This is a genomic window from Pseudomonas sp. DTU12.3, assembly GCF_004124275.1.
GTDB classification, from domain to species: domain Bacteria; phylum Pseudomonadota; class Gammaproteobacteria; order Pseudomonadales; family Pseudomonadaceae; genus Aquipseudomonas; species Aquipseudomonas helmanticensis.
Map to the genome: position 1 here is coordinate 544,400 of NZ_CP027218.1, position 26,287 is coordinate 570,686.

25 protein-coding genes are annotated in these 26,287 nt (G+C 59.8%); 12 read left to right on the forward strand and 13 right to left on the reverse strand.

The window, feature by feature from the left end; translation table 11 throughout:
* The first annotated feature begins 24 nt into the window (after positions 1 to 24).
* Both ompR and C2E19_RS02405 read left to right on the forward strand, forming a co-directional pair.
* On the forward strand, positions 25 to 765 hold the full coding sequence (gene ompR, locus C2E19_RS02400; RefSeq protein ID WP_129387599.1) for a two-component system response regulator OmpR: 741 nt from the start codon (positions 25 to 27) through the stop codon (positions 763 to 765).
* 114 nt (positions 766 to 879) lie between these two features.
* Positions 880 to 2,193 (forward strand): ATP-binding protein, encoded by a 1,314-nt coding sequence (locus C2E19_RS02405; RefSeq protein WP_129387603.1) that lies wholly within the window; start codon positions 880 to 882, stop codon positions 2,191 to 2,193.
* Positions 2,194 to 2,346: 153 nt separating this feature from the next.
* Here C2E19_RS02405 and rimK read toward each other — a convergent pair whose 3' ends face one another.
* On the reverse strand, positions 2,347 to 3,252 hold the full coding sequence (gene rimK, locus C2E19_RS02410; protein ID WP_007949201.1) for a 30S ribosomal protein S6--L-glutamate ligase: 906 nt from the start codon (positions 3,250 to 3,252) through the stop codon (positions 2,347 to 2,349).
* Positions 3,249 to 3,710, reverse strand: a complete 462-nt coding sequence (locus C2E19_RS02415; RefSeq protein ID WP_171057267.1) for an ATP-dependent zinc protease — start codon at positions 3,708 to 3,710, stop codon at positions 3,249 to 3,251. The genes rimK and C2E19_RS02415 overlap by 4 nt, the downstream gene beginning before the upstream one ends.
* A 235-nt stretch (positions 3,711 to 3,945) precedes the next feature.
* Between C2E19_RS02415 and C2E19_RS02420 the strand changes: the two genes are divergently transcribed.
* Positions 3,946 to 4,353: an RNA-binding S4 domain-containing protein gene (locus C2E19_RS02420; protein WP_129387606.1), complete on the forward strand. Its 408-nt coding sequence runs from the start codon at positions 3,946 to 3,948 to the stop codon at positions 4,351 to 4,353.
* Positions 4,354 to 4,504: 151 nt separating this feature from the next.
* On the opposite strand, the gene C2E19_RS02425 is transcribed toward C2E19_RS02420, so the two are convergent.
* Entirely contained in the window at positions 4,505 to 5,305 is an 801-nt protein-coding gene (locus tag C2E19_RS02425) for a phosphatase PAP2 family protein (protein ID WP_129387609.1), read from the reverse strand.
* 105 nt (positions 5,306 to 5,410) lie between these two features.
* Between C2E19_RS02425 and hslO the strand changes: the two genes are divergently transcribed.
* Both hslO and C2E19_RS02435 read left to right on the forward strand, forming a co-directional pair.
* A complete protein-coding gene (gene hslO, locus C2E19_RS02430) occupies positions 5,411 to 6,313 on the forward strand; it encodes an Hsp33 family molecular chaperone HslO (protein WP_129387612.1) in 903 nt (300 codons plus the stop codon).
* 182 nt (positions 6,314 to 6,495) lie between these two features.
* The gene (locus tag C2E19_RS02435) at positions 6,496 to 8,037 is read left to right on the forward strand and encodes a phosphoenolpyruvate carboxykinase (RefSeq protein ID WP_129387615.1); all 1,542 of its coding nucleotides are present in this window, start codon (positions 6,496 to 6,498) and stop codon (positions 8,035 to 8,037) included.
* Between the two features lie 118 nt (positions 8,038 to 8,155).
* On the opposite strand, the gene C2E19_RS02440 is transcribed toward C2E19_RS02435, so the two are convergent.
* Together C2E19_RS02440 and C2E19_RS02445 are read right to left on the reverse strand one after the other, a co-directional pair.
* Positions 8,156 to 9,298: a hypothetical protein gene (locus C2E19_RS02440; protein WP_129387618.1), complete on the reverse strand. Its 1,143-nt coding sequence runs from the start codon at positions 9,296 to 9,298 to the stop codon at positions 8,156 to 8,158.
* Positions 9,299 to 9,403: 105 nt separating this feature from the next.
* On the reverse strand, positions 9,404 to 9,664 hold the full coding sequence (locus tag C2E19_RS02445; RefSeq protein WP_129387621.1) for a hypothetical protein: 261 nt from the start codon (positions 9,662 to 9,664) through the stop codon (positions 9,404 to 9,406).
* Between the two features lie 302 nt (positions 9,665 to 9,966).
* Here C2E19_RS02445 and C2E19_RS02450 point away from each other — a divergent pair, with 302 nt between their 5' ends.
* The 4 genes from C2E19_RS02450 to C2E19_RS02465 all read left to right on the forward strand — a co-directional run bounded on the left by C2E19_RS02450 (position 9,967) and on the right by C2E19_RS02465 (position 14,553).
* Positions 9,967 to 10,470: a polysaccharide deacetylase gene (locus tag C2E19_RS02450; protein ID WP_129387624.1), complete on the forward strand. Its 504-nt coding sequence runs from the start codon at positions 9,967 to 9,969 to the stop codon at positions 10,468 to 10,470.
* 164 nt (positions 10,471 to 10,634) lie between these two features.
* On the forward strand, positions 10,635 to 12,572 hold the full coding sequence (locus C2E19_RS02455) for an ATP-dependent DNA helicase RecQ (protein ID WP_129387627.1): 1,938 nt from the start codon (positions 10,635 to 10,637) through the stop codon (positions 12,570 to 12,572).
* 173 nt (positions 12,573 to 12,745) lie between these two features.
* Positions 12,746 to 13,969, forward strand: a complete 1,224-nt coding sequence (locus C2E19_RS02460; RefSeq protein WP_129387630.1) for a 3-hydroxyacyl-CoA dehydrogenase — start codon at positions 12,746 to 12,748, stop codon at positions 13,967 to 13,969.
* A gap of 149 nt (positions 13,970 to 14,118) precedes the next feature.
* Complete coding sequence (locus tag C2E19_RS02465; RefSeq protein WP_129387633.1) at positions 14,119 to 14,553, forward strand: thioesterase family protein; 435 nt, start codon at positions 14,119 to 14,121, stop codon at positions 14,551 to 14,553.
* 97 nt (positions 14,554 to 14,650) lie between these two features.
* Here C2E19_RS02465 and C2E19_RS02470 read toward each other — a convergent pair whose 3' ends face one another.
* The 4 genes from C2E19_RS02470 to C2E19_RS02485 all read right to left on the reverse strand — a co-directional run bounded on the left by C2E19_RS02470 (position 14,651) and on the right by C2E19_RS02485 (position 19,588).
* Positions 14,651 to 15,133 carry a glycine zipper domain-containing protein gene (locus C2E19_RS02470; protein WP_129387636.1) on the reverse strand — a complete coding sequence of 161 codons (483 nt, stop codon included), beginning with the start codon at positions 15,131 to 15,133 and terminating at the stop codon, positions 14,651 to 14,653.
* Between the two features lie 290 nt (positions 15,134 to 15,423).
* Complete coding sequence (locus C2E19_RS02475) at positions 15,424 to 17,772, reverse strand: FdhF/YdeP family oxidoreductase (protein ID WP_129387639.1); 2,349 nt, start codon at positions 17,770 to 17,772, stop codon at positions 15,424 to 15,426.
* Entirely contained in the window at positions 17,769 to 18,608 is an 840-nt protein-coding gene (fdhD, locus tag C2E19_RS02480) for a formate dehydrogenase accessory sulfurtransferase FdhD (protein WP_129387642.1), read from the reverse strand. Before fdhD ends, C2E19_RS02475 begins: the two co-directional genes overlap by 4 nt.
* A gap of 92 nt (positions 18,609 to 18,700) precedes the next feature.
* The gene (locus C2E19_RS02485) at positions 18,701 to 19,588 is read right to left on the reverse strand and encodes a LysR family transcriptional regulator (protein ID WP_129387644.1); all 888 of its coding nucleotides are present in this window, start codon (positions 19,586 to 19,588) and stop codon (positions 18,701 to 18,703) included.
* Positions 19,589 to 19,726: 138 nt separating this feature from the next.
* Between C2E19_RS02485 and lysM the strand changes: the two genes are divergently transcribed.
* Positions 19,727 to 20,167: a peptidoglycan-binding protein LysM gene (gene lysM / locus C2E19_RS02490; protein ID WP_129387647.1), complete on the forward strand. Its 441-nt coding sequence runs from the start codon at positions 19,727 to 19,729 to the stop codon at positions 20,165 to 20,167.
* 92 nt (positions 20,168 to 20,259) lie between these two features.
* Here the strand turns inward: lysM and yrfG are convergent, their stop codons facing one another.
* Positions 20,260 to 20,922 carry a GMP/IMP nucleotidase gene (yrfG, locus tag C2E19_RS02495; RefSeq protein ID WP_129387651.1) on the reverse strand — a complete coding sequence of 221 codons (663 nt, stop codon included), beginning with the start codon at positions 20,920 to 20,922 and terminating at the stop codon, positions 20,260 to 20,262.
* Between the two features lie 88 nt (positions 20,923 to 21,010).
* Here yrfG and nudE point away from each other — a divergent pair, with 88 nt between their 5' ends.
* The gene (nudE, locus tag C2E19_RS02500) at positions 21,011 to 21,577 is read left to right on the forward strand and encodes an ADP compounds hydrolase NudE (RefSeq protein ID WP_129387654.1); all 567 of its coding nucleotides are present in this window, start codon (positions 21,011 to 21,013) and stop codon (positions 21,575 to 21,577) included.
* Positions 21,578 to 21,582: 5 nt separating this feature from the next.
* Positions 21,583 to 22,416 (forward strand): 3'(2'),5'-bisphosphate nucleotidase CysQ, encoded by an 834-nt coding sequence (cysQ, locus tag C2E19_RS02505; protein ID WP_129396080.1) that lies wholly within the window; start codon positions 21,583 to 21,585, stop codon positions 22,414 to 22,416.
* Positions 22,417 to 22,616: 200 nt separating this feature from the next.
* Here the strand turns inward: cysQ and C2E19_RS02510 are convergent, their stop codons facing one another.
* The 3 genes from C2E19_RS02510 to C2E19_RS02520 are packed head-to-tail and all read right to left on the reverse strand — an operon-like array spanning position 22,617 to position 26,259.
* Entirely contained in the window at positions 22,617 to 23,072 is a 456-nt protein-coding gene (locus C2E19_RS02510; RefSeq protein WP_129387657.1) for a YiiD C-terminal domain-containing protein, read from the reverse strand.
* A complete protein-coding gene (locus C2E19_RS02515; RefSeq protein ID WP_129387660.1) occupies positions 23,069 to 24,454 on the reverse strand; it encodes a sigma-54 dependent transcriptional regulator in 1,386 nt (461 codons plus the stop codon). The genes C2E19_RS02510 and C2E19_RS02515 overlap by 4 nt, the downstream gene beginning before the upstream one ends.
* Entirely contained in the window at positions 24,451 to 26,259 is a 1,809-nt protein-coding gene (locus C2E19_RS02520; RefSeq protein WP_129387663.1) for an ATP-binding protein, read from the reverse strand. The genes C2E19_RS02515 and C2E19_RS02520 overlap by 4 nt, the downstream gene beginning before the upstream one ends.
* Between the last annotated feature and the right edge of the window lie 28 nt (positions 26,260 to 26,287).

The window sequence follows — 26,287 nt, forward strand, 5'->3', positions numbered from 1 at the left end:
GCGCCGAGCTAAAAGGAGCATCCAATGAGCAGCACTGCACAAACTGCTGAAGGCGAAAAAATTCTTATCGTTGATGACGATCCGGGGCTGAGCAGCCTGCTGGAGCGTTTCTTCGTCAGCAAGGGCTACCGTGCCCGCGCCGTACCGAACACCGAGCAGATGGATCGTCTGTTATCGCGTGAAGTATTCAATCTGGTCGTCCTCGACCTGATGCTGCCGGGCGAAGACGGCCTGACGGCTTGCCGCCGCCTGCGTGGCGCGAACAATCAGATTCCGATCATCATGCTTACCGCCAAGGGCGACGAGCTGAGCCGGATCAAGGGCCTGGAACTGGGCGCCGACGATTATCTGGCCAAGCCGTTCAACCCGGATGAGCTGATGGCTCGGGTCAAAGCGGTATTGCGTCGTCAGGCACCGTCGGTTCCTGGTGCCCCGGGCAGCGAAGACGAAAACGTCACCTTCGGCGATTACACGTTGTCCCTGGCCACTCGCGAACTCAAGCGTGGTGACGAGGTGCACATGCTCACCACCGGTGAGTTCGCGGTTCTCAAGGCGTTGGTGATGAACGCGCGTCAGCCGTTGACCCGCGACAAACTGATGAATCTGGCCCGTGGCCGCGAGTGGGATGCCCTCGAGCGTTCCATCGACGTGCAGATCTCCCGTCTGCGCCGGATGATCGAGCCCGATCCGTCGAAACCGCGCTACATCCAGACTGTCTGGGGCGTGGGCTACGTGTTCGTACCGGATGGCGCCGCCACCAAGTGATCGGCGATTTGTAGGAGCGGGTCTGTCAGGCTTGGGTTGAATGACCCGGCCCGCAGACTCGCAATCCGCAATATGCGAGCATTGCTCGCTCCTGCAAGTGTGTAGCGGTTATAGATGAAAACCCCCGTCTGGTTCCCCCAAAGTTTTTTCTCTCGCACCCTCTGGCTGGTGCTCATCGTCGTGCTGTTTTCCAAGGCGCTGACCCTGGTTTATCTGTTGATGAACGAGGACGTGCTGGTGGATCGTCAGTACAGTCACGGCGTCGCCCTGACGTTGCGCGCCTATTGGGCCGCCGATGAAGAAAACCGCGCAAAGATCGCCGATGCCGCGACCCTGATCCGGGTGGTCGGTGCCGGTGTGCCGGAAGGCGAACAGCATTGGCCGTACAGTGAAATCTACCAGCGACAGATGCAGGCCGAACTCGGTGCCGACACCGAAGTGCGTTTGCGTATGCATTCGCCGCCAGCGCTGTGGGTGCGTGCGCCGAGCCTGGGGGATGGCTGGCTGAAAGTGCCGCTGTATCCGCATCCGTTGCGCGGCCAGAAAATCTGGAACGTACTCGGCTGGTTCCTCGCCATCGGTCTGCTCTCGACTGCGTCGGCGTGGATTTTCGTCAGTCAGCTCAATCAGCCGCTGAAACGCCTGGTGTATGCCGCGCGGCAACTCGGTCAGGGCCGCAGTGTGCGTTTGCCGATCAGTGACACGCCGAGCGAGATGGCCGAGGTTTACCGTGCCTTCAACCAGATGGCTGAGGACGTCGAACAGGCCGGGCGTGAGCGAGAGTTGATGCTGGCCGGGGTTTCCCACGATTTGCGCACACCGTTGACGCGGTTGCGCTTGTCGCTGGAGCTGATGGGTGACCACACCGATCTGACTGACGACATGGTGCGAGACATCGAAGACATGGACGCGATTCTCGACCAGTTCCTCGCGTTCATTCGCGATGGTCGCGACGAGTCGGTGGAAGAGGTGGATCTCAGCGATCTGGTGCGTGAGGTGGCAGCGCCGTACAACCAGAACGAAGAGAAAGTGCGCTTGCGCCTGGAGCCGATCCAGCCATTCCCGCTACGCCGAGTGTCGATGAAACGCTTGCTCAACAACCTGATCGGCAATGCTTTGCACCATGCCGGCAGCGGCGTTGAAGTGGCGGCCTATGTGTCAGGCGACACCAGTGCGCCTTATGTGGTGCTGAGTGTGATGGACCGGGGGGCGGGAATTGATCCTTCGGAGCTTGAGGCGATTTTCAACCCGTTTACCCGCGGTGACCGTGCCCGTGGTGGCAAGGGGACCGGGTTGGGTCTGGCGATCGTGAAGCGGATTGCTTCGATGCATGGCGGCAATGTCGAGTTGCGCAATCGCTCCGGCGGCGGGCTGGAGGCGCGGGTAAGGTTGCCGCTTGGGTTGATGCTGCCTCGGGATGCCGTTTAAGGATTGAGAGTTCCGGTGGGGCTGATGGCCCCTTCGCGAGCAAACCCGCTCCCACAGGGGCCGCGATGTTCACATGATTTGTGTACGACACGGACATTGTGGGAGCGGGCTTGCCCGCGAAGGCGGCCTCACAACCGCCACATATTTCCGGGCTTAACCTTTACCCTTGGTGCGCGTCATGTTCGGCCCACCATTCTTTTCCAGATGCTCAATGATGATCCCCGCCACGTTCTTGCCGGTGGTGGTCTCGATCCCTTCCAGGCCCGGCGACGAGTTCACTTCCATCACCAATGGCCCATGATTGGAGCGCAGGATATCCACACCCGCTACCGCCAGCCCCATGACCTTGGCTGCACGCAGCGCGGTCATGCGTTCTTCCGGAGTGATCTTGATCAGGCTCGCGCTGCCGCCGCGATGCAGGTTGGAACGGAACTCACCCGGCTTGGCCTGACGCTTCATCGCCGCGATCACTTTGTCGCCGACTACGAAGCAACGGATATCCGCACCGCCGGCTTCCTTGATGTATTCCTGAACCATGATGTTCTGCTTCAGGCCCATGAACGCCTCGATCACCGATTCCGCCGCCGTTGCGGTTTCACACAGCACCACACCGATGCCCTGAGTGCCTTCCAGCACTTTGATCACCAGCGGGGCGCCGTTGACCATGTCGATCAGGTCGGGAATGTCGTCCGGCGAGTGCGCAAAACCGGTGACCGGTAGACCGATACCGCGACGCGAGAGCAATTGCAGCGAACGCAGTTTGTCCCGTGAGCGGGCAATCGCCACCGACTCGTTGAGCGGGAACACGCCCATCATTTCGAACTGGCGCAACACCGCACAACCGTAAAACGTCACCGACGCGCCAATCCGCGGGATCACCGCGTCGAAGCCTTCCAGCGGTTTGCCGCGATAGTGGATCTGCGGCTTGTGGCTGGCGATGTTCATGTAGGCGCGCAAGGTGTCGATCACTACCATTTCATGCCCGCGCTCGGTCCCGGCTTCAACCAGACGGCGGGTGGAATACAGACGCGGGTTCCGCGACAGCACAGCGATCTTCATGCAACACCTGTGGAGGAGGTAGATACCGGGAACACCGGCTTGTCTTGTACATATTTGATGCCTGGATTGACCACCAACTGGCCATCGATCAGGGCTTTGGAGCCGAGCAACAGGCGATAACGCATGGACTTGCGGCAGGCGAGTGTGAACTCGACCGGCCAGACCCGATCACCCAGGGCCAGAGTAGTGCTGATGACGTAGCGCACCTGCGCATGGCCGTTGGAGCTTTTTATGGTTTTGCGGGTCACCAGCGGTGCTTCGCAACGGCGGTGACGCAACTGCACCACCGTGCCCAGGTGCGCGGTAAAGCGCACCCACTTTTCGCCGTCGCGTTCGAACGGTTCGATGTCGGTGGCATGCAGGCTGGAGGTGCTGGCGCCGGTGTCGATTTTCGCTCGCAGGCCAGCGACTCCCAAATCCGGGAGCGCCACCCACTCGCGCAGACCGACAACAGTCAAATGGTCAAATGTCTTCAAAAAAATGCTCAACCGTGGCAACCGCTCAGCCCACACGGGGCCGGATTCGCGGTATTCACGCAGAATAAGGGTTAAAAGGCGACAGATATCTACAGCCCGGATTTCCGTCCCCTGAAGCAGGCGCCGGAACGCGCGCATTGTAATCCGGGACAGGGTCATTCATGACATGACTGAAACGGTAGTACAGTTCATCAATATTTCAGAATGAGGAAACGCCATGGCACAAAAAAGCGCAGAGGACGACAAGGTCCGTCTCGACAAGTGGCTGTGGGCAGCGCGTTTTTATAAAACCCGCGCCTTGGCCAAAGCAGCGATCGAGAGTGGCAAGGTGCATTGTCGCGGCGAGCGCTGCAAGCCTGGCAAAGAGCCACGCATTGGCGATGAGTTCGAGATCCGCACCGGTTTTGAAGTGCGCACGGTGAAGGTCGAGGCGTTGTCGATCATGCGCCGCGGCGCGCCTGAAGCACAGGCGTTGTATTCGGAAACCGAGGTGAGTATCGCCAAGCGCGAAGCGGCTGCGGCGATGCGCAAAGCGGGTGCTTTGGGTGTGAGCACCGATGGCAAGCCGAGCAAGAAACAGCGGCGGGATTTGTTCAAGTTTCGCGGCAGCAGCAACGACGAGTGAGAGCGAGGTTTTTGCGTTGTTTTTGCTGGCCTCTTCGCGAGCAAGCCCGCTCCCACATCAGACTGCATTTCAACTGAAGAAATGCGGTCTGATGTGGGAGCGGGCTTGCTCGCGAATCGAGGGCGTAGCCCTCGCCGAAGACAGCTCGGGCTCAGGCGCTACGCACCACACTCATCCGCGAAACCACCGGCAACTTGCCCAGCAGCGCGAAAACCGGCGCGGTCATCTTCAGCCAGAAGTTCGATGCGTGATAGGCAAACGGCGTGTAATAACCCCAGCCCAATGCCCACACCGCCAGCAATACGCCACCGATGTAATCGTCCTGCCCCCAATGCGCACCCGCCACCAGGCGCGGCAGCATGAACAGAACAGCCAGGCCCCAGACCGTCAGAAACTGCCCGGCCGTACGGCTGAACACGCCCATGAACAGTGCCCAGATCAGCAGCACCGAAGCATGGTCACCGGGAAAGCTCTGGCTCGAGCGATCTTTCACTTCCCAGGTTTTTTCCAGATCCGGGAAGTAATCGCTGATGTGCACGGCACCTTCAAGCACCATTGACGGACTGCTGTGCTGCCAATCCATATGGTCGGCGAACTTGGAAAACAGTGCGCGAATCACCACCATCAACAGCAGGATCGAAAGAAAACCGAAAAAAGCCCGGCGTACGTCAATCGCCTTGAACACCCAGTCGCCCTTGATCAGCAGGGTCAGCAGGATCAGGCCAACGACGATGTCGAACGGACGCATACTTGCAATTGCCCAGATGTGGAGCCATATCGGGTTGCTGGCCAGTGGTGCATTGAGTGAGCGAAACAGCCACTCGTCGAAAATCACACACAGCGAGTTGCCCGTAGGCCATAACCAGAAAGCCAGTAGCGCTAATGGCACGACGTTGCACAGAACCAGCCGGCCGAGGTTCCACCTTGATTGGAACAAACCCGGATTGTTCATAAAATGCCTCCAATGGCTGAACAGTCAGCACCAAAAATTATGCCGAGAAGCGTAAATTTTCACGTTTTGTAACCATTTTGTCACCACATTCAGATACCCAGACCTATGACCGACCTACCGGATACCGATTTCACCCAACGCTTCATCTTTGATGACAGCGACACCCGTGGCGAACTGGTCGCGCTTGAGCGCAGCTACGCCGAAGTCCTCGCCAAGCACCCGTACCCGGAGCCGGTTGCGCAATTGCTCGGCGAACTGATGGCGGCCGCCTCGTTGCTGGTCGGCACCCTCAAGTTCGATGGACTGCTGATTCTGCAGGCGCGTTCCGAAGGGCCGATCCCGATGCTGATGATCGAGTGCTCCAGCGACCGCGACATCCGTGGTCTGGCGCGTTATCACGCCGATCAGATCGCGGCGGATGCGACCCTCGCCGACCTGATGCCGAACGGCGTTCTGGCCCTGACCGTCGACCCGACAGTTGGCCAGCGCTACCAAGGCATCGTCGATCTCGACGGCGAAACACTGTCCGATTGCTTCACCAACTATTTCGTCATGTCGCAACAGGTTGGCACTCGCTTCAAGCTGTTCGCTGACGGTCGTCGTGCGCGTGGCTTGCTGCTGCAACAATTGCCGGCAGACCGTTTGAAGGACGAAGAAGATCGCGCCGCCAGCTGGCAGCACATCACCGCGCTGGCCACCACCCTGACCGCCGATGAGTTGCTCAGCCTCGACAACGAAACCGTGCTGCATCGCCTCTACCACGAAGAGCAGGTTCGTCTGTTCGATGTGCAGAAACTGCGCTTCCGTTGCAGTTGCTCGCGGGAACGCTCCGGCAACGCGCTGGTCAGTCTCGGTCTGGAAGATGCGCAGCAATTGGTGGTCGAACACGGCGGCAACATCGAGGTCGATTGCCAGTTCTGCAACGAGCGCTACCTGTTCGATGCCACGGATGTTGCTCAATTGTTCGCTGGCGCAGGCGTGGACACGCCGTCAGATACCCGGCACTAAAACGGTTCAGCGCAGGTAAATTCACTGGTCAGCGACGGAATATCGCCGTTACGACGGGAGGACCCTACTCTTTTTGGGCGTTTCTGGCATAATCCGGCCCACTTTTTGTCGCGGTAGTAGTGCACGACTTTCTACTACAAAACGTTTGGAGCACACTCGGCCACTGGCCGACGGGGAATCTCATGACGCAAGCCAATAACGCCGTGTACACCGATCTGAGTGTTGATGATCTGGTAAAAGAAGCCTTGAATCGCGGTGAGGGCGAGCTTGCCGATACCGGCGCCTTGGTTGTTCGCACTGGTCACCGCACCGGTCGTTCGCCAGTTGACCGTTTCATCGTTGAAGAGCCTTCCACCCAGGCCGCTATCGCCTGGGGCCCGATCAACCGCAAGTTCCCGGCCGACAAGTTCGATGCCCTGTGGGACCGCGTTGAAGCGTTCAACAACGCGCAAGAGCACTTCGTTTCCCACGTGCATGTAGGCGCGGCCGAAGATCACTACCTGGCCGTGAAAATGACCACCCAGACTGCCTGGCAGAATCTGTTCGGTCGTTGCCTGTTCATCAACCCGGCCCAGTACAACCCGGCTGGCCGTGAAGAGTGGCAAGTGCTCAACGTCGCCAACTTCGAGTGCGTGCCTGAGCGTGATGGCACCAACTCCGACGGTTGCGTGATCCTCAACTTCGCCCAGAAGAAAGTGCTGATCGCCGGCATGCGTTACGCCGGTGAAATGAAGAAAGCCATGTTCTCCGTGCAGAACTTCCTGCTGCCGGCCGCTGACGTGCTGCCAATGCACTGCGCTGCCAACATCGGTGAAGAAGGCGACGTGACCCTGTTCTTCGGTCTGTCGGGAACCGGTAAAACCACCCTGTCAGCCGACGAAAGCCGTTACCTGATCGGTGACGACGAACACGGCTGGGGCGAAGGCGTAGTGTTCAACATCGAAGGCGGTTGCTATGCCAAGTGCATCGACCTCTCCGAGAAGAACGAGCCGGTTATCTGGAAAGCCATCAAGCACGGCGCTGTACTGGAAAACGTCGTCATCGACGACGCCAAGCACGCCGACTATGCCGATGTCAGCCTGACCCAGAACAGCCGCGCGGCCTACCCGCTGGAGCACGTTGCCAAGCGTTCCGAGCAGAACCTCGGCGGCGAGCCAAACGCCGTTATCTTCCTGACTTGCGACCTGACCGGCGTACTGCCGCCAGTGTCGATCCTCAACGAAGAACAAGCGGCCTACCACTTCCTGTCCGGCTACACCGCTCTGGTGGGCTCGACTGAAATGGGTTCCGGCAGCGGCATCAAGTCGACCTTCTCCACCTGCTTCGGCGCGCCGTTCTTCCCGCGTCCGGCTGGCGAATACGCAGAGTTGCTGATCAAGCGTATCCGCGGTTTCGGCTCGAAGGTTTACCTGGTCAACACCGGCTGGACCGGCGGCGGCTACGGCGTCGGCAAACGCTTCAACATCCCGACCACCCGTGCGGTGATCGCAGCGATCCAGAGCGGCGCGCTGATCGGTGCTGCCACCGAGCACCTCGACACCATCAACCTCGACGTGCCACTGGCCGTACCGGGCGTTGAAACCAACCTGCTCAACCCACGCAACACCTGGGCTGACAAGGCTGCGTACGACGAGGCTGCCAAGGCATTGGCCGGTCTGTTCATCGAGAACTTCAAGAAGTTCGAAGTGAGCGACGCGATCAAGGCTGCAGGGCCTAAGTTGTAAGATTGGTTTGTTGTGAATGAAAAAGCCGCCCTTCGAGGGCGGCTTTTTTGTGGGCGTTTTTCCTGTTATGCGTCTTGTTTTGGCGTTTTCTTCAGTAACGAAGACAGTGAGTGACCTTTCAACGCAAATGCGCATACGCCGAAATATCCAGCACACTGGTCGCCAGACCGGTCGCCGGCGTGTAAATCGCACCTTTCACCGTCGAGAACGGCACGCCTTTGCTGCCCAGCGAAACGTAGCGCTCGCCCTTGTCCAGTTCGGTGAAGTAGGTGTAGGAAAGGTTGTGCATCAGTTTGTATTTCGCTTCGTCGCGAACGACGTTGGCGGTGAGCGTCTTCAGGTCGGCGTCGCTGAGGTTTAGCGTTTTTGTCAGAGACACGCCCCAACGTTTGAGACATGTTTCAGCGAGATGGCGGACGATGCGGCCAGGATCGACAAGCGCCTTCAAGTCGCTGCTGTTGGTCGGTACGCCGCCGCCGGCGGTAGCATTGCCGGCCAGGGTGGCGTGACGGCCGGCCATTGGATAGACAGAGGTTTTGGTGCCCGTGGCGGTTTGCGGGATCACGCAACTGAAGCCTTTGGAGCGCTCGTCGCGGGCGTAGAAGCCGACGTATTCCTTGACGTTGCTGGCCAGCTTGACCCGCTCATCCTGAAAGTTGCCAATTCCCGGTACCGGATCAATGGCAAAAATGTTTACCGGGATGTTTTTCAGTGCGCTGTCCTTGAACATTGCGTTGGCCAACATATGGCAACTAATGCCGCCGCGGCTCCAGCCGACCAGATTAACTTTTGTCGGAATGATGCCGTCTTTACGGAAAGTCTTGATGATTTGTTCCTGTAACTTCTGCTGGGTAACGCTACGGTCGCCGTAGTTATATTTACGCCAGAGCCAGGAGCGTTCGATTTTTACATCTTCAATAGGAATACCGGCAGCCTTCAAGCGGTTGTATTCTGCTTCTGTGAGTTGTTCGCGCTGCCAATCGCACTTGCCTTTGATGATGTTCATGGCGTGCATTACGTTTTCCTCCCAGCCTGTGCCAAACAGGGTGCCGGTCAGGCCGTATTCCTTGGTTTTGGTAAACAGGTCGTCGGCTTGCAAGTTGCCGCTGCCAGGGCCGTCGACCACGATAAACTCGGCGTACTCACGGCCGGCATGATTCAAGGCCAGGGTCGAAACGATTTCACCGTTCCAGAAATTCCCATGGGTAGTGTCAAATTTGTTGGAGCCGGTGCCACAAAAAAATATGGTTAAAACTGTCATGGTGTTGCCCTTGGTTTATATAAGAGCAAACAACTTAGTGTTATTGGGTTGAATAAATAAAGCGATGTGTTGTTTCCGGTTTTGTAGTTGTGCGGATTGTTTTGCTCAAGAAGGCGTTTGCTTGGCAACTTCAAGCAGGTCGCAGCCATCTTTGATCAATAAATAAAGTGCGTTGACGATGTTGGGTATGTCTTTTACGTCAGATTGTTTGAAACACAAACAATAGAGCGTTTCCAGCAAATCACTGGCAGCGCGCAGACGCTGATCTGCAGCATCGAGCAGGTCGCCGTGGCTGGCGTGAGTGTCGATGACCAATACAGGGTTTTCGCTGTAGCAAGTCTTGAGCGGGCGATAGCGGATGATCATGGTGAGGCGGGTCCTTTACAAAGGCGCTCGTTCGCGCCGGTGGGGTATTTCAGCCGCGCCGGCCACTATAGAAGAGCGTTGAGCGGGCGAACAAGACCGCCGAAGTGGACAGAATTCGTAGGGGTTTTTCCGTGGTGCGGGCATTTGCCCTACGCGTATTCATGGGGTTTTTCAGGCAAAACCCCTACGCGTAAAATTTCCTACGGGTTTGTCAGGCGTTTCGCGGTAAACCTCTGTATGGTGCGCGCCAGAATCTGTGGGACGTTTCCAAACGTCCGATACACGCTTAAAGGGAATTAGGTATGCAATGGCTACGAATGGCCTCGATTGTGTTGCTATGGGCCAGTGGTTGCCGCATGACGGTCGCCGCGGAAGCCGGCAATGCGCTGGTACTCAATCATCTCGACCGCACCGGTTGGCCAGAAACACTCGCCAGCCAGACCAATGTCGACACCGCCTCTCGCGCCGAAGTGTTGATGTTCGGCAAAGCCTTGCTGGCCAGCGAAGCGCTGGACGAGTCCGGGCTTGAGCAACGTTTGGGCGTTTCGCACGTACAGCTCAAATCGGTCAGGCATGTGCGTGACAATCTGTGGGATCGCTTGCTCGTCACCTATCGCCACGCCAGTCAGGACTGTGACGGGCAGCCATTTTGTCCGCGGGTGCGCAGTGTTGCCGATCTGCGTCAGTTGTCGGCAGCATTTACCGGCGATATCAGCCCGGAACACGCGTTGTGGGCGAGCAAAAGCCTGGATGTGCATGAGCGCGTGCTCGACGAGCAACTGCGGGTGGCCGTGTTGCAACCGTGAGTCTCGTGTCGGCTCGATCGGCCTCTTGGCGAGCAGGCTCGCGGCCACCAGGGTTGGTGGATCCGCTGTATCATTGCGAATCGATTTGGCCCTGACCTTTTCTCGACTCGCTGCGATCGCCCGCTAGGCTGTTGGCATGACAGCGGTCAACGGAGTGACAGCGAATGCACAACACCCTGGAACAGGTTTTTGGTTTTCCACAGTTTCGACCCGGACAAGAGGCTGCGATCAGCGCAGTGCTGGCCGGGCGTTCGGCAGCGGCGATTTTTCCGACAGGTTCCGGCAAATCGATTTGCTATCAGGTGCCGGCGCTGTTGCTGCCACACCTGACACTGGTGGTCTCGCCATTGTTGGCGTTGATGCAGGATCAACTGGCATTCCTGCAACGCCACGGAATTTCGGCGGGCAGCATCGATTCGGCACAGAGCCGCGAAGACGCCAATGACGTCATGGCGCGTGCCCGTTCGGGTGAGCTGAAGATCCTGATGATCTCCGTCGAGCGTTTGAAGAACGAGCGCTTCCGCAACTTTTTGCAGCAGGTACCGATCTCGTTGCTGGTAGTGGACGAGGCGCACTGTATCTCGGAGTGGGGCCATAACTTCCGCCCCGATTACTTGAAGCTGCCGGACTACCAGCGTCAGTTCAACATCCCGCAAACCTTGTTGCTGACGGCCACGGCGACACCGAAAGTCATCGCCGACATGCAGGCCAAATTCGCCATCGCCGCCGACGATGTGGTGACCACCGGTTTCTACCGGCCCAATCTCAATCTGCTGGTCGAGCCGGTGCGTGGTGCGGACAAGCGTCGGCGCCTGGTGGAGTGGATGGACGAGCGTCCAAACCAGCCAAGCATTGTCTACGTGACCTTGCAGAAGACCGCCGAACATATCGCCGAACACCTCGAGCGCAACGGCATTCAGGCCGAGGCTTATCACGCCGGTTTGCCTCACGAAAAGCGCGAGGGTATCCAGAAGCGCTTTATGGCCGGGCAGTCCAATTGCATCGTCGCCACCATCGCTTTCGGCATGGGCATCGACAAGAGCGACATCCGCAATGTGGTGCATTTCGACCTGCCCAAGTCCATCGAAAACTACAGTCAGGAAATCGGTCGCGCGGGGCGGGACGGGCAGCCATCGGACTGCCTGGTGCTGGCCAACCGTGACAGCCTCAACGTGCTGGAAAACTTCGTCTACGGCGACACACCGGAGCGCGACGGCATTCGCCATGTGCTCGAAGAATTGAAAGCGTCGGTGCCGGAAGGGCAGTGGGAGTTTTTGCTCGGACCGCTGGCGGATCAAAGCAACATTCGCTCGTTGCCGCTGAAGACCTTGCTGGTGCAGTTGGAACTACGTGGCCTGATCGCGCCGCGCTATGCGTATTACGCCGAATACCGCTTCAAATATTTGCTGGAGCCTGACGCCTTGCTTGAGCGCTTCGAAGGCGAGCGCAAGGATTTTGTCGCTGCGATCATTCAGACCTCAAGCCGCGCACGTACGTGGGCCACGGTGAGTTTCGAGGCGATGTACACGCAGTACGCGGCGGAACGCAATCGTGTGGTAAAGGCGCTGGATTACTTCCAGGAGAAGGGCTGGGTCGAGCTTGAAAGCAAGCAGATGACCGAGGTCTACAGCCTGCTGCACAGTGATTTCGACAGCGACGTCCTGAGCGCAGAGTTGCACGGTTATTTCAGCCGGCATGAGCAGGCCGAAGTTGCACGGATTCACGCGATGCTCGAGGTGTTCGCCACCGAACGTTGTCTGGGTTATCGCCTGGCCGAATACTTCGGCGACCACAACGCTCCCGAGCGCTGCGGGCATTGTTCAGTGTGTCATGGGCATATCGCGCGATTACCGGCACCGCCCGAGTTGCCAGCGCTTGTGGGTAACAATTTCGCGGCGCTATGCAGTGATTTTATCCACAGGCATGAACAACACACCGGCAGCGTGCCGACAGCAGAACGGTTGACGCGATTTCTATGCGGGATCAGCGTGCCGTTGTTCACCAAGCTCAAGGCGCGGACAATTTCCGGCTATGCAGTGCTGGAAGAATACCCCTATGCCGAAGTTCGCGAGTGGTCCCGACAACACCTGCAATCCGTGTAGGAGCTGCCGCAGGCTGCGATCTTTTGATCGTTGATTTTTCAATATCAAAAAATCGCAGCATCGCGAGTTGTATCCATCCGCTGAATGTCGATCATCACGGTAATAAACTTCAAAAACCCTGGCCGGCTGACTATGGTTGGTGTCTGTCTTCGGATCGCCAACAAGAGAACAACATGAGCCAGACATTCGATATTCAGCAGGCTGCCGTGATCGGCGCGGGCACCATGGGCCGGGGCATCGTCATGTGCCTGGCCAACGCCGGTGTGAGCGTGCAATGGGTGGATAACAATCCACAGATGCTTGAGCAGGCACTTGTTACGGTTGCCGACACATATGCACACAACGTGCGGCAGGGCCGGATTGATCAGGCCGAGGCCGATGCACGTCTCGCCCGGGTGAGTGCGGCGGCGGATTATGCGGCGATTCGTGATGTCGATCTGGTGATCGAAGCGGTGTACGAAAATCTTGAACTCAAGCAGAAAATCTTCCGCGAGCTGGATGGCTTGCTCAAGCCCGAGGCGCTGTTGGCGAGTAACACGTCAGCGCTGGATATCGATGCGATTGCTGCGGCTACCCGGCGTCCAGCGCAGGTGCTGGGCCTGCATTTCTTCAGCCCGGCGCACATCATGAAGCTGCTGGAAATCGTCCGCGGTGCGCAGACTTCGCCGGCGGCGCTGGAGGCGGCACTGACGCTCGGCCAGCGCATGGGCAAGGTCAGTGTGGTGTCGGGCAACTGTCATGGCTTTATCGGTAATCGCATGTTGCATCCGTACGTGCTGGAGGCGCGCAAGATGCTGCTCGAAGGCGCTTATCCACAGCAGGTCGATGCGGCGTTGCAGGGTTTTGGTTTCGCCATGGGGCCGTTTCGCATGTACGACGTGGTCGGCATCGATCTCGAATGGCGGGCTCGTGAGCTGGCTGGCATCGGGCAGGACGCGCCGGAGGTTCAAGTGGATAACCGATTGTGCGAGCTGGGCCGATTTGGCCAGAAGTCCGGCAACGGTTATTACCATTACGAGCCGGGCAGCCGTCAGGCTGAGCATGACCCTGAGGTCGATGCACTGGTGTTGCGCGTCAGTGAGGAGTTGGGCTTCCAGCGCCGTGAGATCGGCTCGGAGGAAATTCTCGAGCGTTGCCTGCTGGCGTTGGTCAACGAGGGGGCAAAGATTCTCCAGGAAGGCATTGCCGAGTCGGCGCATGACATCGATCTGGTGTATCTGAACGGTTATGGCTTCCCGGCAGACAAAGGCGGGCCGATGGCCTGGGCGGATCAGCAGGGGCTGGCGGATATTCATCAGCGCTTGCTGGCGCTGGAGACGCGGCAGGGTGATCAATGGAAACCAGCGCGGTTGATTGGCGAGCTGGCGGCGCAGGGGAAGGGTTTTGCCGATCACTGAGTGATTTGGTGCCTGCGGTGACGCCATCGCGAGCAAGCCCGCTCCCACACTTGAAATGCGTTCCGAATGTGGGAGCGGGCTTGCTCGCGAAGGTCGCGCCTCGGTTTCAAATTAGACTCGCAAAAAATACCTTCAGGGATTGCTGATCAATGTCCAACCCGATGCCACAACGCACCGACTACCCGCACTTCCAGCCGATCACCACGCGCTGGCACGACAACGACGCTTACGGTCACGTCAACAACGTCACCTATTACAGCTTCTTCGACACGGCGGTGAACACCTACCTGATCCAGGTCGGTGGACTGGATATTCATGACGGTGAGGTGGTGGGTTTTGTGGTCAGTTCGGCGTGCGATTACTTTGCGTCGATCGCCTTCCCGGATCTGATCGAGATCGGCTTGCGGGTCGGCAAGCTGGGCAACAGTTCGGTGCAGTATGAGCTGGCGGTGTTCAAGGTCGGCGAAAGCGAAGCCTGTGCCGCCGGGCGATTCGTGCATGTGTTCGTTGACCGGGCGAGCAATCAGCCGGTGCCGATTCCAGGTCAATTACGGCAGGCTCTGGAGCGTCTGGTGGTGGCTTAAAGCAAAAAAGATCGCAGCCTGCGGCAGCTCCCACATTGATTTGTGTAGGAGCTGCCACAGGCTGCGATCTTTTGATCGACCTGCCGCTAGTCAGCAATCAGCGGTGGCGATAGTAGTTGTGATGCTTGCGATGGCCATAGGCGTGGCCACGACCACGGTGGTCGTCGCGGTAGTAGCGACGGTTATCACGACCGCGATCGTAATGGCGATCATCGTCATTGCTCTTGTTGCCCATGTAGTTGCCCAGCGCACCACCGGCGCCGCCACCTGCTGCGGCGCCGATCAGGCTGCCGGTGGTGCCGCCCATGCTGCGGCCAACCACGTTACCGCCGGCTGCGCCCAATGCACCGCCAATGGCCGCTTCGCCACGGCTGTGTTTGTTGGCGCCGACTGCGCTACCACCCGCGCCGCCCAAGGCTGCGCCAATGGTTGAACCTGTGCTGCCGCCTAAAGACTGACCGACGACCGAGCCAAGAACCCCGCCCAATGCGCCGCCCACACCTGCTTCGGTGGTGCCGCCTGCAGACGCAAAACCACTGACCAGGCCAAGGGACAACAAGAGAATCTGGGAGAACTTCATAGAGGAGCCTCAAAGGGATGACGGCGCCGATCCTGAGGCTGTGTAACAAGTGTGACAATCGAAATCCGACGAATAACACGACTTGTATACAATTTCGCAAGTTGCTGTTTTGTATGCGGAACTTAACCGATTTTCGCCGGTCTTTAGCTACTTCGGACAGGCCGCTTTTGTGAAAAAGCGGCCTTTTTTGTGGGCGTTTGTAAGGCAAAAGCGAAAAGATCGCAGCCTTCGGCAGCTCCTACCGGGATCGGTGCAGGAGCTGCCGAAGGCTGCGATCTTTTGATCTTGTGTTAAGCCGACTTGGCCATGATCAAACCAGTCTCGCTCGCCGCTTCCAACCGAATCGCAATGAACTTCGATGTCGGCGTATGGCTGCCATCCCCGGTGCTTTCCAACGGCACCAGCGGATTCACTTCCGGGTAGTAAGCTGCGGCTTGCCCCGCCGGAATATCAAACGCCAGCAAGGTGAAGCCTTTCACCCGACGCTCACGGCCATCGTCCCACAGCGAGACGATGTCAGCCTTCTGCCCCGGACGGAAACCCAGGCGAATGATGTCAGCCTCGTTGGCGAACAACACATCACGCTGACCTTTGACGCCACGATAGCGATCGTCCAGACCATAAATCGTCGTGTTGTACTGATCGTGGGAGCGCATCGATTGCAGGATCAGGTCCGGCAGTTGTCCGGTGGCGCGGGTGCGTTCGTGTACCAGATCCTTGGGCAGCAGGTTTGCGCGGAAATTGGCGCGGCCCGACGGCGTGTTCCACTTGCGTGCACCGGCGCTGTTACCGAGGTAGAAGCCGCCTGGGTTCTTGACCTTTTCGGCGAAGTCCTTGAAGCCCGGAATGGTATCGGCGATCAGCTCGCGAATGCGTCCGTAATCAGCCACCAGCCAGTTCCAGTCCACCGGTTTGCTGCCCAGTGTCGCGGCCGCGATGCCGGCGATGATCGACGGCTCCGAGCGCATCTGGTTCGACAGCGGCTGCAACTGGCCGTTGGAGGCGTGCACCATGCTGAACGAGTCTTCGACAGTGACGGCTTGCGCGCCTTCAGTCTGGATGTCGATGTCGGTACGACCGAGGCACGGCAGGATCAGCGCGTCTTTACCGTGCGCCAGGTGGCTGCGGTTGAGCTTGGTGCTGATCTGCACGGTCAGGTCGCAATTGCTCAGTGCTTCAAACGTGCGCGGGCTGTCCGGTGTGGCCTGGGCAAAGTTGCCACCCAGACCGATGAAGACCTTGGCGCGACCTTCGGCCATCGCATGGATCGCCTCGACCACGTTGTGGCCATTGTGGCGCGGCACCTTGAACTGGAAACGACGCTCCAGCGAATCGAGGAACGCTACCGGTGGACGCTCGTTGATGCCCATCGTCCGGTCGCCTTGCACGTTACTGTGACCGCGCACCGGGCACAGGCCCGCGCCCGGTCTGCCGATGTTGCCGCGCAGCAACATCAGGTTGGCGATTTCCTGGATGGTCGGCACCGAATGGCGATGCTGGGTAATGCCCATTGCCCAGCACATGATCACGTTCTTGCCTTTGGCGTACATCCGCGCGGCTTGCTCGATCTCGATCAGGGTCAGGCCGGACTGCGCGACAATCTGCTCCCACGGTGTGTCGTCGACGACGCCGAGGTACTCCAGCACATTGGCGCTGTGTTCATTGAGGAAGTCGTGATCGAACACCGCCGGCGCGCCAGCCTTCTGCGCATCGCGTTCCCATTGCAGGAGGAACTTGGCCATGCCGCGCAGCACCGCCATGTCGCCACCGAGTGCCGGGCGGAAATACGCGGTGTTGGTCGGCTTGTCGCCGTTGGTGAGCATTTCGATCGGGTGCTGCGGGTGCTGGAAGCGCTCCAGGCCGCGTTCTTTCAGCGGATTGACGCACACCACTTGGGCGCCGCGCTTTACCGCTTCACGCAGCGGCTCAAGCATCCGCGGGTGGTTGGTGCCGGGGTTCTGGCCCCAGACGAAAATTGCATCGGCGTGTTCGAAGTCGTCGAAGGTCACAGTGCCTTTACCGACACCAACGCTTTGCGCCAGTGCAACACCGCTGGCCTCGTGGCACATGTTCGAGCAGTCAGGGAAGTTGTTGGTACCAAAGGCGCGGACGAACAGTTGATACAGGTACGCCGCTTCGTTGCTGGCGCGACCCGAAGTGTAAAACTCGGCCAGGTCCGGGCTAGGCAGGCTTTGCAGATGCCGGGCGATCAACGCGTAGGCATCCTCCCAACTGATCGGTTTGTAGCGATCGGTTTCGGCGTCGTAGACCATCGGCTCGGTCAGGCGACCCTGATATTCCAGCCAGTAGTCGCTCTGCTCCAGCAGCGAGGTCACGCTGTGCTTGGCAAAGAACTTGGCATCGACGCGGCGCTTGGTCGCTTCCCAGTTCACCGCTTTCGCGCCGTTTTCGCAGAACTTGACCATACCGCTTTCCGGCGAGTCGCCCCACGCGCAACCCGGGCAGTCGAAGCCGCCGTTCTGGTTGGTCTTGAGCATCATGCGCAGGTTTTTCAGGGCGTTGTCGCTGGTCAACCAGGCCTGGGCCACACTGATCAGGGCACCCCAGCCGCCGGCGGCGCCTTTGTAAGGCTTGTAGCGCGGGACAGGTTTCTGGTCGGCTTGATGATGTTGGCTCACGCTTGATTCTCCATCGCGGGGCTATACACCCGCGGCGCACTTTTCTGCGGCAGGTGGATGAGATTGAGGTTGTGTCGCCGGGCCCATTGCACGGCAAGGCCCGTGGGCGCAGACAGGCTGACCAGGGTCTGGATGCCGGCGCGCAGGACTTTCTGGATCAATTCGAGACTGCAACGGCTGGTGACAATCGCCAGTCCGCCTTCTGTGGATATCTTTTGCCGGATCAGCCCGCCGATCAGTTTGTCGAGGGCGTTGTGCCGGCCGATGTCTTCGCGCCCGAGCAGCAACTCGCCGCTGGCATCCATGAACACTGCTGCATGCACCGCGCCGCAATGCTGTCCCAAAGGCTGAAACGCGCCGATGCGCTGGCGCAAACCGTCCAGCCATGCGATCGGTGGCAACGGCGCGCCGGGCAATACCTTGAGGTCGGGCAACGCCTGCTCGACCGCTTCAACACCGCACAGTCCGCAACCGCTGGTGCCCGCCAGTTGCCGGCGCTGCTGCTTGAGGTTCCAGAAGGCGCGATTGGCGATGGTCACTTGTGCGTATTGCGCAGAACCGGCGCCAGTCAATTGCAGGTCATAAATGTCGGTAGCGTCGATGATGATGCCGCTGCCGAGGCTGAAGCCGACGATGAAGTCTTCAAGGTCGGTCGGCGTCACCAGCATCACTGCCTGACTGATGCCGTTGTAGGCAATCGCCAACGCGACTTCCTCGGCCAGCGCGGTGCTGGCCGATTCTTCTCGGGGTAGATCGCTGTAACTGTAAGTCTGGCTGGCGGCTGGCGCGGGCGTTTCGAGTGCAGGCGCCGCGCAGGCTGGGCGCTTGGCGTTCATGGCATCACCGACGGATTGATCAACGTTAAGACTAGGCGCGGCAAGATGTCGCGTCTAATCGCTACTGTCGATCTATCGATAGATGCCGTCGATCAAGAAGCCATTGGCGATTCCCGATACAACGCGAAACAGGCCTCGGCCAACGCTGAACGCGGGGCGCCGCGACGCATGATCAAGCCAAGCGGGGCGAGGGTCCGGGCGTTTTCGAGCGGTTGCAGGCGTAGGTGATCGGTGAGTTTTTCCAGGCCGCCGTCGAGCGGCATGATCGCGCAGCAAAAGCCGCCGTGCACAGCTTGTAACAATTGATGGACGGCATCGGTTTGCAGCAACGGCTGCGGGCTCAGGCCACGGCTGTGGAAGTTATGGTCGATGGACTGCCGAAAATGCATGCCGCTGGTGAGCATGCCCAGCGGCAGTTCAATCAGCGATTCCCAGCTCAATGGCGCCTCGCCGAAGGTAAAGGTGCGCTGGTCGTAGAGCAGGCCCATGCGCGTTTCGCTGAAGGCCAGCGATTCGAAGCGTTCGTTATCCAGGCGATCCAGATAGGACACGCCAAGGTCGATGCGGTTGTTCGCCAGGTGCTCAAGAATTTGCTCGGAGCTTAGTGCCGACATTTCGAAACGCAGGTTCGGGTGCGCGGCATGCAGGCGTTGCATCAGTGGCAGTGGATCGAAGCTCGACAGCGGCACCACGCCCAGCCGCAGCGTGCCGATGAGGTTACCGCGACAGGCCGCGGCTTCCGCGTGCAAGCCGTCATAGGCAGCCATCACCGACCGTGCCCACGCCAGCACGCGTTCGCCCGGCGCGGTAAAACCTTCGAAGCGCTGGCCACGGTTGACCAGTGGCAGGTCGAGCTCTTCTTCGAGATTGCGCAGGCGCATCGACAGGGTTGGCTGAGTGATGTGGCAACGCGCGGCGGCCTGGCCGAAGTGGCGGGTTTCGTCGAGGGCGATGAGGAATTTCAGCTGCTTGATGTCCATCTTCGCTCCGAAGGGTTGTTGGCGGGTGGGCGATTCTACCGCTTGGGCGGGGACAGGGTCATTGGTCGGCTTGGAACCGGGTTTGTCCGCGGTGGTCTAGGCTTGGACGTCTGGAACCCAAATCAAGGAGTGTGCACCATGAGTCTTTTGAGCTTTGTGAAAGAAGCCGGTGAAAAACTGATCGACCTGCTGACCCCGGGCAACGCCAATGCCAGTGAGCAGTTGAAGGATCACATCAGCAAGGTCGGGCTGGGCAATCCGAATGTGCAGGCGACCGTCGACGGTGACAAGGTCACTGTGACCGGTGAAGTGGCGAGTCAGGAAGAGAAAGAGAAGATTCTGCTGGCGGTGGGCAACATTGCCGGTGTTGGCAGTGTGGATGATCAGATCACCGTAAGCGGGCCGGTTGTCACTGCCGCGCAATTTGTCGTGGTCAAGTCGGGCGACACCCTCAGCGCGATTTCTCTGCGCGTGTACGGCGACGCCAACAAGTATCAGAAAATCTTCGAAGCCAACAAACCACTGCTCAAGGATGTGAACAAAATCTATCCAGGCCAGACACTGCGTATCCCTGAATAAACCGCCCTGTAGGAGTTGCCGCAGGCTGCGATCTTTTGATCTCGCGTTTTGAAGATCAAAAGATCGCAGCCTGCGGCAGCTCCTACAGAGGATCAGAGGTTGGCGATCAGGTTCCGGTAATCCTCGACGGCGGCAAACTCGGCGGTGTCCTTCGGTCCCTTGCGACTGTCCGGCTCCTTTACCGCCAATAAGTGCGCTACGCCAAAATCCCGCGCACTGCGCAGAATCGGCAAGGTGTCGTCGATGAACAGGCTACGCGCCGGATCAAAGCCGATGTCCGCCTGCAAGGCATCCCAGAACTGCGGGTTCTCTTTCGGGTAGCCGTAATCGTGGGAGCTGATCAGCCGCTCGAAATACGGCGCCAGTTCAATTCGCTCAAGCTTCAGTGACAGCGAATCGCGATGCGCATTGGTGATCATGATCACCCGCTTGCCAGCGCGCCTGAGCGCTTCCAGAAAAGTATCGGCATCCGGACGCAAGGCAATCAGGTGCGCGGTTTCCTGTTTCAACTCGCGTACCGACAGCTTCAACTCGGCGCTCCAGAAATCCAGGCAGTACCACTGCAACTGGCCGGCATGGCGCTCGAACAGCGGCTGCAATTCCATCTCGGCCATGGCCCGGCTCACCCCGTGCAGCTCGGCGTAGCGCTGGGGCAGGTGTTCCAGCCAGAAATGATTGTCGAAGTGCAGATCCAGCAGCGTGCCGTCCATGTCGAGCAGAACGGTATCGATGTCGGACCACGGTAATGAAGGCATGGCAACGTCTCGAGCGGTAGAAAGATATCCGACGTAAACAATCGGGAAAGCCGCGTTATAGTAGCGCGTTCACGCCAAGGAGCTTTGCATGCGCCAGAAACCCACCGTACTTGCCCGCGAGATCGTCGCCACCAGTCGCCTGTTTTGCGTCGAAGAACTCAAGCTGCGTTTTTCCAATGGCGTGGAGCGCACCTACGAGCGTCTGGTTGGCAAGGGCGCGGGTTATGGCGCGGTGATGATCGTGGCGATGCTCGACGCCGAACACGCGGTGTTGATTGAGGAGTATTGCGGCGGCACCGACGAATACGAATTGTCTCTGCCCAAAGGCTTGATCGAGCCAGGTGAAGACGTGCTGGCGGCAGCCGAGCGTGAACTCAAAGAAGAGGCCGGGTTTGGCGCGCGCCAATTGGAACATCTGACCGAGCTGTCGCTGTCGCCCGGTTACATGAGCCAGAAAATTCAGGTGGTGTTGGCCACGGATTTGTACGAGGAGCGGCTGGAGGGCGACGAGCCTGAGCCGATGCGGGTCGACAAGATCAACCTGCGTGACCTGTCGACGCTGGCGCAGAACCCGCAATTCTCCGAGGGCCGCGCACTGGCGGCACTGTATCTGACCCGTGACCTGCTGAGCCAGCGTGGGTTCTTCCCGTCATGAGTGAGATGCCGATGAGTTTTCCCCATCCGTTGATGACGCCAGTGGTTGAACTGGCATTGCAGGCTGGCGAGGCGATCCTGCCGTTCTGGCGCGCTGGCGTTGAAGTCACGGCCAAGGCCGATGACTCGCCGGTGACCGCAGCGGATCTGGCCGCGCACCACGTTATCGTTGCGGGGCTGACGGCGCTGGACCCGAGCATTCCGGTGTTGTCCGAAGAAGACGCCAACATTGCGCAGAGCGTACGTGCCGGTTGGCAGCGCTGGTGGCTGGTCGATCCGCTGGATGGCACCAAGGAGTTCATCAGCGGCAGTGAAGAATTCACCGTCAACATTGCGTTGATCGAGAATGGACGCGTGGTGTTTGGTGTGGTGTCGATGCCGACCAATGGTCGTTACTACGTCGGCGGGGCCGGACTTGGCGCCTGGCGTTGTGACCAGGGCGGCACGCCGGTTGCGATTCAGGTGCGTGATGTACCGGGGCCGGGTGAGGCGTTCACCGTGGTTGCCAGCCGTCGGCATTCCAGCCCTGAACAAGAGCGCCTGCTGGCCGGGTTGAGTGCCAGCCTGGGCGAATTGCAGTTGGCGAACATTGGCAGCTCGCTGAAGTTTTGCCTGTTGGCGGAAGGCGCGGCGGATTGTTATCCGCGACTGGCGCCGACTTCGCAGTGGGACACGGCGGCGGCGCAAGGCGTGCTGGAAGGGGCGGGCGGTGAGGTGCTGGATTTGCGCGGTGAGGCGTTCTGCTATCCGGCGCGGGAATCGTTGCTGAACGAGTTCTTTTTGGCGCTGCCGGCGAAGGCGGCGTGGCGGGAAAGGTTGTTGGCGTTGGCCCGGGGTTAAGTGGGCTGATCGGCAATCGCCCTCACCCCAGCCCTCTCCCCCAAGAGAGGGAACCGACCGAGGGATATTGGAAAGCAGCGTTGACCTGGTCGAGGTTTGCTGAATCCATAATCGCTGCGACTTTCAGGTCGATGTACAACGCAAGCCACCTCAGTCCCCTGTCCCTCGGGGAGAGGGCTAGGGTGAGGGGGTGTTGATCTTCAGCGGTGCAAAACGTACTGCCCGGTAAATGTCACGGCGTCTTCTTCGCTGCCCTGATTGACGATCCGCGTATCGAGCGTCAACCGCGCCCGCCCATAACGCTGATACATCGCCAGAAACTTCTTCCACGCCTTCGCTTCAGGCGCCGGACAAATCGCCACGGCATCGCCGGTCACCGGCAGTGGATAACTGATCTGCCCTTCCTGAATCACAATGTGCCCGTCGGTGATGCCTTCTTCTTTCAGACGCAAATGCAACCAGCCCCAACCGGCCAGTACCGCGCCGCAGTAAAGGCTGCCGCCGAACATGGTGCTCTTGTGATTGACGTTGCGATCCAGCGGCAAATACAGGCTCAGCTGTTGTTCCCGCCAGTCGAGCACCTTGAGGCCCATGTCCCGGGTCAGGGGGATGTCGTGATGCAGGACCGATTCTAGATAGGCGCTGTTGTTGCTCATTCGTTCTCGTCCCCGTGACTGCTGTCGCCGAAATTCAGGCCGTGCTTGCGCAGTTTGTCGTGCAGGGTCTTGCGCGGTACACCCAAGGCTTCGGCGAGGCTGCGCACCGAGCTGTGTGAGCGCGCCAGTTCGGCGGCGATCAATGACTTCTCGAAGTTTTCCACTTGCTCGCTGAGCCCGCCGTTAATGACTTGGACAGTGGTCACGCCGCTGCCTTCGACGCCATTGTTGTCCAGCGCCAACTCCAGACCGAGAGCGAAACGTTCGGCAGCATTTTGCAATTCGCGTACGTTGCCGGGCCAGGTGTGCCGCAGCAGCAAGGCGCGCTGTGCCGGTTGCAGTTCATGCGGCGGCAAACCGTGGCGGGCACTGGCTTCATCGGCGTAATGCTGGAACAGCAGCAGCGCATCTTCGCCACGTTCACGCAGCGGCGGAATGCGCAGCGGCGCGACATTGAGACGGTAATACAAGTCAGCGCGGAAACGTCCCTGATCGGCGGCTTGGCGCAGGTCTTCCTTGGTCGCGGCGATGACGCGGATGTCCAGCGGGATCAGCTGATTGCCGCCCAAGCGTTCGACCACGCGTTCTTGCAGCATGCGCAGCAATTTCACCTGCACATCCATGCTCATGCTCTCGATTTCATCGAGAAACAATGTGCCGCCGTTGGCGAATTCGAATTTGCCGATCCGGCGTTTCTGCGCGCCGGTGAACGCGCCGGGCTCATGGCCGAACAGTTCGCTTTCCACCACCGACTCGGCCAGTGCGCCGGCGTTGATCGCCACGAACGGGCCGTTACGCCGGCTCGACAGATCATGCAGCGCGCGGGCGACGACCTCTTTGCCGGCCCCGGTTTCGCCGAGGATCAGCACGTCAGCCTTGGTCGCCGCCAGCGCGCCGATCTGCTCGCGCAGGCGCAGCATCGGCGCTGAATGGCCGACCAGTCGCGCGCTCAGTTCGTTGCGATCACTCAAGGCCAGGCGCAGGCTGCGGTTATCCAATACCAATCGGCGCAAGGCCAGCGCGCGGCGCACGCTGTCGAGCAGTGCATCGCTGGCGAACGGTTTTTCGAGAAAGTCATAAGCACCGGCACGCATCGCCTGCACTGCCAGCGGCACGTCGCCATGGCCGGTGATCAGCAGCACCGGCAGCTCGGGATCCTGGGCATGCAATTCACTCAGCAATTCCAGGCCATCCATACCCGGCATGCGGATGTCGCTGACCACCACGCCCGGCCAGTCACGCTCAAGTTGTGCGGCCAGACCCTTGGCTTCGGACAGCGGCAATATTTTCAGGCCGGCCAGATCCAGCGTCTGGCCGAGGGCCTGACGCAGGTGCGGATCGTCGTCGATCAACACCACCTGAATGCGATTGTCGATGGTCATGCACTTCGATCCTCGGACGGTTGCAGGCTGACCCCGGGCGCACCGGCGCGCAGCCGCAGGGTAATCAAGGCGCCGCCTTGCTTGTGGTTGGCGAACGACAGTTCACCGCCGAAGGCGCGCATCAGCGTTTCACAGATCGCCAGCCCCAGACCGAGGCCCTGGGTGCGGGTCTTGGTGGTGTAGAAGGGCTCGCTGGCGCGGCCGAGGGCTTCCATGCAAAACCCCGGGCCGTTATCGCGAATGTACAGATTGACGCCCTCGGTGGTGGATTCGGCACTCAGCCAGAGTTTGCGCGGCGGGCCTTTCTCGGTCAGCGCATCGAGAGCGTTGGCCAGCAGATTGCCGAGCACCTGGCGCAGGCGGGTTTCGCCGGCCTCGACCCATAGAGTGGCGGCCGGCAGGTCGCGAATCAGCTCGACTTCCATGCTGCGCCGACGTTTGGCCAGCAGCGCCAGGGCATCGTCGAGTGCCGGTTGCAGGGCGACGCTTTCCGGGGCATGGCGATCGCGGCGGGCAAAGGCGCGCAGGTGGGCGATGATCGAGGCCATGCGCCCGGTCAGTTCGCTGATCAGCTTGAGATTGCCGCGCGCATCGTCGGTGCGCTGATGATCGAGCAATACTTCGGCGTTCTCGGCGTAACTGCGGATTGCCGCCAGCGGCTGATTGAGTTCGTGGCTGATGCTCGCCGACATCGTCCCCAGTGCCGACAGTTTGCCGGCCTGGACCAGGTCATCCTGAGCGCGGACAAGCTCTTGCTGCGCCTGCTCGCGTTCGAGCACTTCCTGCTTCAAGCGGCGGTTGAGGCCTTCAAGATCGCTGGTGCGTTCGGCGACCCGGCCTTCCAGTTCACGGCGCGCCTTGGCTTCAAACGCGATGCGCTCCAGATAGTGGCGGCGGCGCTGCATCATCAGGCCGAGCAACAGCATTACCACCAGCAACGCCGCGCCGCCGATGGCGACCACCGTGCGCACCGGGCGGTCGATCAGGGTGCGCGGGGCGAGAATGCTGACGCTCCAGCCGGTTTCGGCGATGTCGTGGGTCTGGATCAGCCACGCAGTTGGGCTGAGGTTCAGTGGCCGTGGCTCACGGGTCGGGTAAGGCTGGATCGCGGTGATGGCCGAGCGTTCGCTATCGCTCAACACACGGGTGGAGCGAAAGCGCCATTCCGGGCGCGAGGTGAGAATGACCACGCCGTTGTGGTCGGTCACCAGCAGTTGTTCCGGGGTTTTGCCCCACAGGCTTTCGGTATGGTCGAGGTCGACCTTGATCACCAGCACGCCGATGATCTTTTCGCCATTGCGCACGGCGGCGGCGAAGAAGTAACCGCGTTTGGCCGACGTGGTGCCAAGCCCGAAAAAGCGCCCGAGGCGACCGGCCATGGCTTCGCTGAAATACGGGCGGAAGGAAAAGTTACGGCCGACGAAACTGTCGTGCTTGTCCCAGTTCGACGCGGCCAGCGTTTGCCCGCTGGTGTCCATCAGGTACATGACTTCGGCGCCGGTCTGCGCGGCGATGTTCTTCAGCAGGCGATTGGCGTTGCCTTGGGTCACGCCATCGTCAGGCGCGCCGAGCACCGCACGCAGGGCCGGCAGGTCGCCAAGAATTTGCGGCAGCACTTCGTAGCGGTGCAGGGTGCCCAGCAGGTTGGCGACATAGAGGTCGAGGGTCTGGCGATTCTGCCCGGCCAGTTCGCTGCGGTAATAGCGCTCGGCCAGATGCTCCAGCGGCCATAGCAGCGGCGCCAGACACAGGGCCAGCAGGGCGAGACTGCGCCAGCGGGGCCTGCGGGGAAGGGTTGGTTTCATAAGCCGGATGCGCCTGTAGGGACAGGCG